The 12,988-nt window shown below is 38.4% G+C and carries 12 protein-coding genes; 4 read left to right on the top strand and 8 right to left on the bottom strand.

The annotated features are described in order from the left end of the window. Positions 1–357 precede the first annotated feature (357 nt). Positions 358–1,806 carry a DHA2 family efflux MFS transporter permease subunit gene (locus LZP85_RS06305; protein ID WP_226639463.1) on the bottom strand — a complete coding sequence of 483 codons (1,449 nt, stop codon included), beginning with the start codon at positions 1,804–1,806 and terminating at the stop codon, positions 358–360. Positions 1,807–2,182: 376 nt separating this feature from the next. Between LZP85_RS06305 and LZP85_RS06300 the strand changes: the two genes are divergently transcribed. After that, the gene (locus LZP85_RS06300; RefSeq protein WP_226639461.1) at positions 2,183–3,352 is read left to right on the top strand and encodes a macrolide family glycosyltransferase; all 1,170 of its coding nucleotides are present in this window, start codon (positions 2,183–2,185) and stop codon (positions 3,350–3,352) included. 233 nt (positions 3,353–3,585) lie between these two features. Continuing rightward, positions 3,586–3,891, top strand: a complete 306-nt coding sequence (locus LZP85_RS06295) for a hypothetical protein (protein ID WP_226639459.1) — start codon at positions 3,586–3,588, stop codon at positions 3,889–3,891. A 176-nt stretch (positions 3,892–4,067) separates the two neighbouring features. Here LZP85_RS06295 and LZP85_RS06290 read toward each other — a convergent pair whose 3' ends face one another. From LZP85_RS06290 to LZP85_RS06260, 7 genes are all read right to left on the bottom strand, one after another. Further along, positions 4,068–6,242 carry a DNA topoisomerase III gene (locus tag LZP85_RS06290; RefSeq protein ID WP_226639457.1) on the bottom strand — a complete coding sequence of 725 codons (2,175 nt, stop codon included), beginning with the start codon at positions 6,240–6,242 and terminating at the stop codon, positions 4,068–4,070. A gap of 158 nt (positions 6,243–6,400) precedes the next feature. Beyond that, the gene (locus tag LZP85_RS06285; RefSeq protein WP_234562087.1) at positions 6,401–7,405 is read right to left on the bottom strand and encodes an aldo/keto reductase; all 1,005 of its coding nucleotides are present in this window, start codon (positions 7,403–7,405) and stop codon (positions 6,401–6,403) included. A 216-nt stretch (positions 7,406–7,621) separates the two neighbouring features. Then, positions 7,622–8,044, bottom strand: coding sequence for a cytidine deaminase (locus LZP85_RS06280; RefSeq protein WP_025907665.1), 423 nt, complete (start codon positions 8,042–8,044; stop codon positions 7,622–7,624). Beyond that, complete coding sequence (locus LZP85_RS06275) at positions 8,041–8,895, bottom strand: MBL fold metallo-hydrolase (RefSeq protein ID WP_062686828.1); 855 nt, start codon at positions 8,893–8,895, stop codon at positions 8,041–8,043. Before LZP85_RS06275 ends, LZP85_RS06280 begins: the two co-directional genes overlap by 4 nt. A gap of 111 nt (positions 8,896–9,006) precedes the next feature. Continuing rightward, entirely contained in the window at positions 9,007–9,483 is a 477-nt protein-coding gene (locus LZP85_RS06270; RefSeq protein WP_061785755.1) for a nucleoside deaminase, read from the bottom strand. An 85-nt stretch (positions 9,484–9,568) separates the two neighbouring features. Continuing rightward, positions 9,569–10,885, bottom strand: a complete 1,317-nt coding sequence (locus LZP85_RS06265; RefSeq protein ID WP_119543900.1) for an MATE family efflux transporter — start codon at positions 10,883–10,885, stop codon at positions 9,569–9,571. A gap of 110 nt (positions 10,886–10,995) precedes the next feature. Next, complete coding sequence (locus LZP85_RS06260; RefSeq protein WP_061785753.1) at positions 10,996–11,490, bottom strand: GNAT family N-acetyltransferase; 495 nt, start codon at positions 11,488–11,490, stop codon at positions 10,996–10,998. A gap of 196 nt (positions 11,491–11,686) precedes the next feature. Between LZP85_RS06260 and LZP85_RS06255 the strand changes: the two genes are divergently transcribed. Next, entirely contained in the window at positions 11,687–12,190 is a 504-nt protein-coding gene (locus LZP85_RS06255; RefSeq protein ID WP_061785752.1) for a peroxiredoxin family protein, read from the top strand. 431 nt (positions 12,191–12,621) lie between these two features. After that, entirely contained in the window at positions 12,622–12,981 is a 360-nt protein-coding gene (locus tag LZP85_RS06250; RefSeq protein ID WP_025907656.1) for an ArsR/SmtB family transcription factor, read from the top strand. Positions 12,982–12,988 lie beyond the last annotated feature (7 nt).

Below are 12,988 nucleotides of genomic sequence, written 5' to 3'. Positions count from 1 at the left end.
TCTTATCTAAATTCTCTTGTTCTTGCCTCTTTCAAACCTTCTTGTAAATAATAAAAAGATCTTAATTTCATTTTGTTTTCTATTTTTAAACCTTTAACTCTTTCTTGACTTTTTCTTCTTTCGAAACAATTGTAGTGACTTTTATCTCTTCTTCAGCTTTACCTGTTTCGTTCACTGGACTTTCTTTTGGAGAATTAGATGTAGTAGTGAGTAAGCTGATATGGAAAACAGCAGTATTATATTGATTATTTTTTGGACATGTAACCGCTCCTTTACATATACTTGAATTTTATTTATTTTTTACTTTTATACAAATAAAAAAGAGCAGTTCGATTTTGAACTACTCTTTTCATCATGTTAATGTGCTTGCTCTTGATTATCTACAATAATTCGCTTAATAAAGAACGAAATAATCAAGCCAACAACAGCGACGATCGCACCAAAGATAAAGGCGTTTTGAACACCATTGGTAAACGCAAGCACTGCATTTAATGGATCTGTTGGGTCTGATACAGATTCCATAAAACTTCTAGAACCTGACGATAAAATTGAAATTGCAACCGCTGTTCCTACTGCACCTGCTACTTGCTGCAGCGTATTCATAATTGCTGTACCGTGTGGATAAAGCTCTGGTGGCAGCTCGTTTAAACCATTTGTTTGAGCCGGCATCATAATCATGGAAACGCCAATCATAAGGGCAATATGCAAAGCAACAATAAGCGCTGTTGACGTTTCAAGTGAAATCGTTGAAAAGCCAAACATTGTCGCTACTACAATAATAAGACCAGGAATAACTAACCACTTAGGGCCAAAACGGTCGAATAGCCCACCCATTACAGGTGAAAGAAGTCCGTTCACAATTCCTCCTGGAAGAAGCATTAATCCGGCTGCAAATGTTGATAGAGCTAGTGATGTTTGTAAGTATAACGGTAAAATCATCATGGATGACAAAATAACCATCATCGAAACTAAAATTAAGAGAAGCCCAACAACAAACATTGGGTACTTAAATGCTGTTAAATCAAGCATTGGTTCTTTCATTTTCACTTGACGAATTGAAAAGACTATCAAACCTAAAATCCCAACTACAAGAGCAATAATTACTTCGGTACTTCCCCAGCCACCACCTTCTCCAGCGCTGCTAAAGCCGTACACAATGCCACCAAAGCCAATTGTTGAAAGAATAATGGACAAGATATCAATTTTTGGCTTTGTTGGTGTTGTAATGTTTTGCATAAAAAATGATCCAAACACCAAAGCCACAAGTAGTAATGGCAGCGAAATCCAGAAAATCCAGTGCCACGTAAGTGTTTTTAAAATCAGACCTGATACTGTTGGACCAACCGCTGGTGCAAACATAATCACAAGACCGATAATCCCCATCGCTCTTCCGCGTTTATGAGGCGGAATAATGACCAAAATGGTATTAAACATTAGGGGTAAAAGAAGAGCTGTTCCAATGGCTTGCACCACGCGAGCAATCATTAATACACTAAATGTTGGTGCGATTGCCGCGATAAACGTTCCAATAATGGAAAAGATAAGCGACGCAATAAATAGCTGTCTTGTTGTAAACCATTGAAGAATGAAGCCTGAAATTGGTACTAAAATACCAAGCGTTAATAAGTATCCTGTTGTAAGCCACTGTGCTGTTGTCTCATGAATACCAAAGCCAATAATTAAGTCACGAAGAGCCATATTTAAAGCTGTTTCACTGAATAGTCCGATGAACCCAGCGATTAGAAACGAAGCAATAATCGGCAAAGCTTTTACGTTAGGAGTTTGTGCAGCCTGCTGGTTACTCATAGTTAATTCCTCCCTCTTACTATCTTTTTATAAGTACATAACAGTATATAAGTAATGTCCTCAGCCTAAAGAAATATACCATTTATAGGATTATCATACAAGTTTAATGTTTGTAATTTCTTAAACTTTACTTTTTCTTTATTATACCCACTTCTTTCACTTAAACTATTACTATTGACTCGTTTTTCCTATGCCAAACAAATCATTTATACTGGATACCGTTACCATAACAACCATATTTATTGCACCCTTTCAAAAAGTATGATAAAAATGTTTCCATTGCCTACCATTTATTTATGAATGGGGAGCTTATTACATTTGCTTAAAATCATCATCTAATAGATTTTAAGTATATAGATAAGGAGCCGTGGTTTAAGTGGCAAACATTTTAATGGTTAATTTCCCTGCAGAAGGACATGTCAATCCTACTATTGGTATTGTAAAAGCTTTTACAGAAAGAGGTGATAGCGTCCACTATATTACAGCTGAAAAATTCAAGGAACGCTTAGAAGGTGCAGGAGCAACCGTCCACCTTCAGCCTGATTTATTAAGCAAACTGCAAATTGATACGTATTCAACACAAGGGTTACATACCTTTTTAAACATGAATATTCAAAACTCCATGGATACGTTAGAAGTGACAAAGAAGTTATCTGAGACATTTACATTTGATCTTGTATTTTACGAAAAATTTGGTGCTGGCCAGCTTGTCAGAGACTACTTACAAATTCCTGGCGTGTGCTCATCAGCCTCCTTTTTATTTCCAGAGGAATTTCACAAAAACATGCCTCTATCTCACCTCAAACCGAATGAAGAAGCGCTACACCTTCTTGAAAAAATGAAGAAACAGTACGGCGTTGAACCAGAAAATATCCAGCAGTTTATGAACAATTCTGCTGATTTAACATTTGTGTTTACGAGCTCATATTTCCAGCCTAACAATGAGCAATTTGATGAATCGAAGGTCTTCATCGGTCCGACTTTTCCTAAACGTGCCGATAAAGATAACTTCCCTATTGACATGTTAAAGAACGAACAAGTTCTGTTTATCTCAATGGGAACCGTACTTGATCAAACTGAAGCTTTTTTTAACATGTGCATTGATGCCTTTGCAAACTTCGATGGTAAAGTTGTCATCGCTGCAGGTGAACGAGCTGACATGAATCAAATTAAAGAAGCACCTGAAAACTTTATCATTTCCGCTTACGTGCCTCAGCTCAAGGTCCTTGAGCACGCAGATGTGTTTATTACGCACGGAGGCATGAACAGCGTAAACGAAGCCATTCATTTTAACGTTCCAATGGTGGTTATCCCCCATGATAAAGACCAGCCGATGGTTGCCCAGCGCTTAACCGAACTTGATGCTGGATACAGATTGCAAAAAGAGCACGTTAATTCAGATACTCTTAGAAAATCGGTCACCGAAGTGCTTGCTAATGAGCAGTATAAAAAAGGTATTCAAACCATTAACCAAAGTTTTCAAGAGTGTGGCGGTGCTAAAGAAGCAGTCCATATTATTGATCAATTTGTGGCACGTCAATTGTAATGAAAGCCTGTATCCTTAGTGTGGATGCAGGCTTTTTTGAGTAATTCATTCATCTTTCCATACATGTTTTATCTGTTGAGAATCATGTTTTGCTAAGCTAACTACTTAAGTAGATTCGTAGTACTGCTTCCAATGAAGCAATCTATAAATAAATAATTTATTGCTGTACACCAATATACCTTTTTTATACAATTAAGTAAATAACAACAAACTATATTAAAGGTGATTAAAGAATGAAGAAATTAATCAGCTCGGTAGTTGTAGTAGGTTTATCTATTTTAGGGATTATTCTTACCTTAGGTGCAATTGGTACTACTCTGCTCGTTATTAGTGCTGCTGTTGGCTTAGGAAGAGATGATGTCGTAGGTTTTGCTGATAATAAATACATAATTGGAAGGCCTCCAACCTCTTATAATCTTTATGAAAAGAACAGCGGTACAACCATTTTAGATAATATAATAGGTTACAAGACAGAAAACGGTAAAACGTATGTGTTTAGTAAAGGCTCGAGCTATATTGTAATGGAAAGATTAGAATAAACGTCATAAAAAGGAGAACTTAAAATGGAGCTAGAAACTAGCAGGTTAAAACTCATACATGTACTTCAGAAACAGTTAAGGTTGCAGTTGAGCAAGGCTATGAGAATGGATCTCAAATCTTATATTAATTAAAGTAGCTACACAACAAGTCTAGTGACTGATTGTGTAGCTACTCTTTATTTTTCAAACAAAAACTGAGTCTTATCTCCTTTTAACTCAAGCTTCGCGTCAAAGATCTTGTCTCCTTTTTTAAAGCCTTTTATGAGGTTCGTTTGCCCGTCTTTTAACAGCTTTTTCGCATTGGCTTGCGAGATCGTTTTCCCAAGAATTTTTTTTGAAAATGTAAAATTGCACTGATTACTTTGGTAATTAGAACAGCCATAAAACGTTCCTTTGTCAACGATGTCACCATCACATTTTTTGCAGCTTCCTACTTTTGTTCCAGTCGTCTTACCTTTTCCACCTTTTTTACCTCTTGTTTGCTTGAACTCACTGAGATCAAATCCGTCAAATGACCAATGGTTGCTTTGTTCCTTTGCATCTTCAATTAACTTAAGAGAAAGCTTCTTCGCTTGTTCCATAAACTCTTGAGAAGATGCTTTTCCTTGACCAATTTCATGAAGACGCTGCTCCCACTTGGCCGTCATTTCAGGTGATGCAAGAATACTTGGTCCAATTGATTGAATTAGTACTTTTCCTTTATTCGTGGCAAACACCTGATTCTTCTTCACTTCGATATACTTGCGATCGCGAAGAACGCTAATAATTCCTGCACGTGTGGCTTCTGTTCCTAGACCCTGCGTTTTTGTTAACACCTTCACAAGCTCATTGTCATCTAAATGCTTTCCAGCTGTTTTCATTAGCGTAATAAGCTGACCTTCCGTGTAGCGCTTCGGAGGTTGTGTTTTTCCGTTTTTCACCTTTACATCCTGAACAATTCCTTCTTCTTTTTCTTCTAGTGAAGGCAGGTCTTGTTCATCCTCATCCGCGTCTTTTTCTTTTTGCTTCCCATAAATCACTTTGCGCCAGCCTTCTTGGATTTGCTCTTTTCCTTTTGAAATAAACGTTGCCCGTCCTTCGACGAGCGTGTGAATGGTCGTATAGTCGAAAATGGCTTGCTTATAGTGTGCTGCAATTAATCTTTTGACAATGAGCGTATAAATGTTGGATTCTTCCCCTGACATTTTAGCTGGATCTGTCACCTGCTCTGTCGGAATAATGGCATAGTGATCCGTTACTTTCTTTTCGTTTACATACCGTTTATTATTCATAATGGACTCAATAGGAAGAGGGAAAAATTCCTTAAATGCACCAAGCTCACTAATCTTTGCAAGCGTATCTGGAAACATTCCCGCTTCTTCTTTTGTCACATAGCTCGAATCAGATCTTGGATAAGAGATAATCCCTTTCACATAAAGCTTTTGCGCAATTTCAAGCGTTTTTTGCGGTGAGTATTTGAACATTTTATTAGCTGTTGCTTGTAATGAGGAAAGGTTGAATAAAAACGGTGCTTGAAACTCTTTGCGCTCCTTTTCAATGGAATCAATAACCGCATTTTTCCCTTTACAAAACTGCATAATTTTATGGGCCATCTGCTCATCAGTTAAGCGAGAATCACCGTCTTTATGCCACTTACCCTGATAAATTTTGTTGTCCATGTTAAACGTAGCCAGCACTTCCCAAAACGGTTCAGACTTAAAATTTTCAATTTCGTGCTCACGCTTAACGATCAAAGCAAGCGTTGGCGTTTGCACTCGTCCAGTTGAAAAAACGTCTGAGATTCCTTTTTTCTGAAGAAGCAGCGTGTATGCTCTAGAAGCATTCATTCCGATTAGCCAATCCGCACATGCTCGGCTTAATGCTTCGTAATAAATATCTCTTGTTTCTTGTTCTTCTAACAGATTTTCAAAACCGTTTACCACTGCTTTTGGCGTTAGCGAAGAAATCCACAGGCGTTTCATCGGCTTCCTATTTTTACAAAGCGTTAAAATGATTCGAATGATTGCCTCCCCTTCACGCTCAGCATCTCCTGCAATAATAACTTCATTGACTTCTTGTCTATGTAGCAAATCTTTAATGATTGAAAACTGCTTCCACTTCGACTTTGTTACGCGATGCTGAAACTGCGTGGGCACAATCGGAAGCGTATCAAGCGACCATTTTTTCCACTTTTGATCGTACTCTTCAGGTGGTACAAGCTCACATAAATGCCCAATTGCCCACGTTAAATAAGCTCCTTCTGGAAACAAATGGTTCCGAGCAATCTCGACATAGCCTTCTCGCTTTTTAAACGAAAAGGGCGACGCTAGCTTTAGCCCTTGATCTGGTTTTTCTGCAATAATTACCTTCATTTAGTTAATCACCTTATATCTTTAATTCATTAAAATGGCGTTGCTCAATTGTATTATTTTATCATATAAATGCTTTTGGGAGTATGTTAGAGTGATTAGCACCTTAACAAATAAAAAAACCTCATCTCTACACAATAGAAAGATGAGGTTTTTTTCAATTAGTTAGTCGGTAGTGGTACATGTGGTGCCACAAGATTTTCTTTACGCATTTCTTCCCAGAAAGCCCCTGGAATCACTGTATTTAGTGCTTCTTTATCTTCGATGATACGTTCAGGGCGGCTAGCTCCTGGAATAACAGCGGACACCGCAGGGTTTGCAAGTGCAAACTGTAAAGCAGCAGACTTAATGGTAATATGATGACGCTCAGCAATTGCTTTCATCTTTTCAACTTTGGCTATAATCTCCGGTGATGCTGGTTGGTATTCAAAATGTGTGCCACCTGCAAGAACTCCGGAACTATATGGCCCCCCTACTACAATAGCCATGTTGTGTTTTACTGCTGATGGCATTACCCGTTCTAGTGCACGTTCGTGGTTTAAAAGCGTGTAGCGCCCAGCTAAAAGCGATACGTCTGGTTTTGCTTCTTCTAATTCAAGCATTATTTCAATCGGCTCGACACGGTTGACACCAAGCCCCCAACCTTTAATAACCCCTTCTTCACGAAGCTGAGTCAGCACTCGAAAAGCCCCTGTTCTTGCTGATTCAAATTGAGCTAGCCATTCGTCTCCGTAAAAATCTTGCGCTACGTCGTGAATATAAACAAAGTCGATACGATCAGTCTTTAAACGTTCTAGACTTTGTTCAATGGAACGGAGCGTTGCATCTGCACTATAGTCGTTAATAATTTTATTTTTCCTTCCAAATTCAAACAGGCCACCCTTTTCACCAAAATCACGAGCTGAAGGATCTTCTAACTCGTCTAAGATGACTCGTCCAACTTTTGTACTTAAGACATACTCATCTCGATTTCGATGTGATAGTGCTTTTCCCAGTAGAATTTCTGCTAATCCTGCTCCGTAAAAAGGTGCTGAATCAAAATAGCGAATTCCATTTTCCCATGCAGCATCTACTGTAGCTATGGCTTCTTCTTCTGGAATGTTTCTGTACATGTTCCCAAGTGGAGCTGTACCGAATCCAAGCTTACCTTTTAGTATTTCTTTCATTGTTTGCATCTCCTTTTACGATTATATTCTGTAAATTAACCATTTATAAGCTTTTATAAACAATCACATTCATTAGATATGTATTCATTATGACGCGTATAAAGAGATAAAAAAAGTACGTACTTCCAAGTAATATAGTCACTAAAAAGTAACCTCTTCATTAAAAAAAGCCTACTTTTCCTTAGCAGACTTTCCGAGCATTAATCATTACTTCTTTTATCTTCTTGTATACTTAAGAGGAAGTAACTCTCCAATTGTCGTTTTCACTAATTTACCGTCTACTTCCAATATCACGTAGCAGTTTGGTGCATAGTCTGAAATAAGCTCGCGACACATTCCACATGGGCTCACCACTCGAATGGTTCGATCTTCTTCATCACTATAAGGGTGCCTTACAGCTACAATCGTATCAAAGCTTTTATACCCATTTGAAACGGCACTTCCAATAGCGATGGCCTCTGCACAAACGGTCACTCTGCCAATGTACGCTTCAATATGAACAGTAGAGATAATCTCACCTGTTGCTAAGCGAATAGCTGCTCCTACATGATGCTTATCATCTTCATACAGTGCCGTAATCTTTTGCTTAGCCGCTTCAATTAATTCCAAATCATGTTGATTAAGTTCTAATACTTTCATTGCTTTTCCTTCTTTCGGTTACCTTGTAGAAAATAGTCCAGTAGCTCTTTTTCTTCTTCATTAGGACTTCTATGTACCTCTTCCTTAAACTTAGTAAGCATTTCTTGTTCAGACAGATAATCTTCAGCAATTTTGGATAGCTGCTGTAGCTGGTCGAGATATTTAAAGAGCTCAGCTTTTGTTTCTACATGATCATGAGATGTTGCATACCAGTTTGCATTGTAAGAGCGTACTTGTTCGATAACCTTTTCTAACTTACTAGAATCATAGCTCCAGCTTCCGCTATAAAAGTCAGGGCTTAAACAATCGCCTAAAAACACCATTTTTTCTTCTGGAATGTAGATGACTGAGGAGTCTTCTGCATGGTCGCCTCCAATATGCTCGATTCGGCAGCTTATGCCCCCTAAATCAACTTCTAAGCTTTTATCAAATGTAATAACAGGTGTTTGAATATGTAAATTAGAGCGGTCAGGCAGCTCTTTTTTTATCATCTCCTGACAAAATTCAATTTCAATTCCATCTCTCACTCGTTGATCTAGCGCCTCGTTATCCCATGCAAACGACTGATATTCTTTTAATCTAGCTTTTGTTAAATCATGTGCAACGCTTACAGCATCAATAGCTTGTAGTCCAAACGTATGGTCCCAGTGCCAATGAGTAAGCGCGACAATATCAATCTTTTTTTCCGTAACGTTTTGAAGCTCCACTTGGAACAGTTCAGCATGAGCAGGTGAATTACCGCTATCAATCATTAGACAGTGCTTCTCCCCAACAACAGCTGCTAGCAAAGGTCGGTCCGTATCAGGCTGATGATCTAAATAATAAATGTGTTTACCAATAGGTTTTAACATAACCTTCTCCTTTTTTATCTTACTATTTTTTATTGTACGAAAATTTAAGATTAATTGAAACAGCATATACAATAAAAAACCTGCTGATCATCTTCAGCAGGTTTACTCTCATTATTTCTTATGAAGCCTCACATGCAACTTCCGAACTTCCTCAGCTAATTCAGGGACAGGTCCTTCTACTTCAATACCCTTCACCACTTCTTCAATCGATAGGTTACGCACAGGTGACGGAGCAACGTTTAGCTCGTGCAGCCACTGGGCTAGCTGGTTCGATGAACTTGCATAGATAATTTTCCCTAACCCAACCCAACCGTGCGCAGCTGAGCACATGGGACAGTGTTCACCTGATGTATAAACAATTGCACGCGCTCGCTCTTCTTTTGATAAGTGCTCGGCTGCATAGCGCGCGATTGAGAATTCAGGGTGCTGCGTATCGTCACCGCTTGAAATACGGTTATAGTCTTCAAAAAGCACATTGCCATCTTCTGAAACTAGAATAGAACCAAATGGCTGGTTTCCTTCTTCAAGCGCGCTTTCAGCCAATTCCACACAGCGCTTAAGGTGCTTTATATCCTGTTCTGTAATCATCTATATTGCCTCCTATCAGTTATTCTATTTACAGAATAACTGATGCACGTATTTCTTTCCAATTTTCTACCCTTTGAAACATTTATTAAGCTGCGTTCTGTTGACTTAAAAATCGTCTATTTAAGCTAGGAAGATACATAACTAAAAATACCGACCTTCCAACCGTATATAAAATAAATGCTAGCCAAAGCCCGTGATTATGCCATATCGGCGTCGCTACTACCTGTGCAACGATGTATAAAAGCATCGCATAAAGCATTGAGTTTCGAATCGGTGCAATATAGGTTGCTCCGGTGAATGCGCCGTACATGACAAGCCCTAAACAAGCTACAAACGGATATAAAATGAGCCACACTCCATACTCAGTAGCAAGCGTAATAACGCTAGGTAACGTTGTAAAAAGCTTAATGATTGGTTCTAAGAAAGCTGCGTATACCCCGGCTATTACAAAAGCTACAATGACGGCCCACTTCCTCGATAGAGATAAAGTTTGGATATACAAACTTCGATCCTGAGACCCCACTGCTTTTCCAACAAGAATACTTGAAGCATTCGCAAAGCCATCAAAGAAGTAAGCCATAATATAGTGAATTTGAAATAGCACCGCGTTAGCTGCTAAAAATTCTGTGCCGAACGAAGCTCCTTTAGCTGTAAATAGGTTAATAACAACTAACAAGCAAATCGTACGTATGAATAAATCTTTATTCACGTTAAACATTTTTTTAACGGATGCTGTATCGAATAGAACACCTATTGAAGGTGTTTTCCACTTAAACGGAGATGCTTTAGAAACAATGAATAATCCTAAAATAAATGCTGTGACTTCCGCTATTAATGTAGAAGCTGCGACGCCTTTTACTCCAAAAGAAAAGACCTCTACGAATAGAATGGCAAGCGTCATGTTTAATACGTTCGTTATAATTTGCAATGAGAGAGATTGCTTAATCTTAGCCATTCCCATCAGCCAGCCTAAAATCACATAATTCATTAATGTAAAGGGTGCTCCCCATATGCGAATTGTAAAATATTCAACAGCGAATCGACTTACGGCTGCATCTGGAGACACAATTGCCAAAGCTGCACGCTGAATCGGTACCTGTAGCAGAATAAAAATAAGTCCAACCGCTAGAGCGATTAAAAATGGACGGGACAACGCAAGGATTCCTTGCTCAGAACTGTTGGCTCCATTAGCTTGTGCTGCAAAAGCAGATGTGCTAACGCGCAAAAAACCAAACAGCCAATATAATGTATTAAAAATAAGTGCTCCAACTGCTACACCACCAATATACGCAGGGTCTGAAAGTCGCCCAACCACAGCCGTATCGACAGCTCCTAATAAAGGCGTCGTCATCGTTGAAATCGTTAGTGGAATTGCGAGAGCAAGATATGTACGATAATTCAATAGGTCACGCTCCTTTTTCAAAGATAATAGCCTTGATTATAAAAACCAAGGCTATCTACGTTTGAACTACTTGTTTAGAAAACGACCTGAACTTCCAACCAGCTCTATTTTCATAACAATTCTTTTACGAGATTAAACCAAACCTCACCTGCATGTGTTGAGTTTGATTTCCCTTCATTACGATAACCGTTTTCTTCATAAAAAGGAACGAGTGCTTCTAAACAAGTAAGCGTAACCCCTTCTCTTTTTTTCTTTACGCACACAGCTTCTAACTCTTTTAATAGTTTACGAGCTATCCCTTTCCCCCGATAATCAGGATGAACAACTAAGCTAAGTACGCTTTGGAAGCCTCCCTCCTTTGGATTTAGATTCGTTTTTTCAAACAAATCATCCGTTAAATAACGTGTAGGAATGACTGGGCCTACGACGTATCCAGTAATTTTCCCTTCTTTATCTTTCGCAATGATAAACGAATCAGCTATAACTTGGATTCTTTCTTTCATTGCGCTTTCAGTTGCCGCTTCTTCAGGAGTGAAGCCCAGTCTTTCAATGACCATTAACTCGCTTAAATCTTGTTCTTCTGGTGTATGATACGTTATGTACATCGTGGGTTCTCCTTTCACTATTAGTTTGAATTCTATGTATTCCTCCGTTTATATCCTAACTCAACCTTACTAAAGTTTCATCTCTTTCTATAAAAAGGAATATCTATTTTTTAAGATTACAATCTTAGGATTCCGGGTACTATACATATAGCTTACAAAGCAGTTACTCAAATTTGTATTAAAGGAGAGATTCATAATGGCAAAGTTTCAATTAGGAGATACAATTCCTACCTTCACACTACCAACAATTACAGGTGAAACATTTTCGTTTGATCAGCATCAACAGGAACATAAAAGCTGGCATTTAATCGTATTTTTCCGCGGAGCATGGTGTCCAGTTTGTGAAAGTGAATTAAAAGATTTTCAAGAGCATAAAGGTTTCTTTGATGAACAAAACGTGCATTTATTAGCAATTTCAACCGACCAACAAGAAAGCTTGCAAGAACTAGCAGAAAAAAATGATTTGGCGTTCCCAATATTACAAGACAAGGATTTAACAGCATTAAAAGCGTTCGACGTATACTATCATAGTGAGGATTCTCCATACGAAGATCACGGAACGCACGGTGAACCTGCTTATTTCCTTGTTGACGAAAATGGCAAGCTTTTATACCAACAGCAGCAAACCAGCCCATTTGGCCGCCCGGCAGTAACAGAGCTTCGCAAGATTGTAAAGTACATTAAAAAGAACCTAAAATGATAAGAGTGAAAGAGACTGAGACATAAGTAGTTCAGTCCTTACTATACCTGAACGATTGAGAGTTCATAACTTTTAATCATTCAGGTTTTTTGTTGATTGTGAAAACAATGTTGGAAACAGGGTGGAATGGAGCGTAGGACACTCGACTCCTGCGGGAAAAAGAGGGAAAACTGAGATCCCGCAGCGCAGCGAGGAAGCTCAGCTTCCTCCCCGCGGAAAGCGAGTGGCCGTAGCGCAATGGAACGAACGGGTTGAGACAAACTAAAGAGATGGGAACAGCTAGTGTTCGTCTTTTAGAAGCAATCATTTTGTTATGTCCCAAACTCTTTTTTGTGTACTTATCTTATTTACATTCAAATATTTGTTTGAACGTTTTATTATCTTTGTAATATACTATATTCAAACGATTATTTGAATGAAGGGAGATTTCTATGGCAAAGGATCGCTGTGATATTTATTGTTTTAACGAAGAAAAAGTCAATCGAATTAAGCCATCGATTCATACTGAAAGCATTCAAGCAGTCACAAAAACACTCAAGGCATTAGCTGATGAAACACGATTAAAAATTGTACTTGCTCTTTGTCAAAGTGATGAACTATGCGTATGTGACGTGGCAAATATTGTGGAATGTACGGTTGCTACTGCTTCTCATCACCTAAGACTATTACGCAATTTAGATATTGCGAGCTATCGAAAAGATGGCAAGCTTGCTTTTTATTCGTTAACTGATGAGCACATTAAGCAATTGGTTGTAACAATGTTTAAGAACGATTCATCCGTAACGAGCTAAGCTTTTT

It is taken from the genome of Priestia flexa, from assembly GCF_021441905.1.
GTDB lineage: Bacteria > Bacillota > Bacilli > Bacillales > Bacillaceae_H > Priestia > Priestia flexa.
The sequence above is the reverse complement of the archived record's forward strand: the minus strand, read 5'-3'. Positions and strand labels throughout refer to the sequence as shown.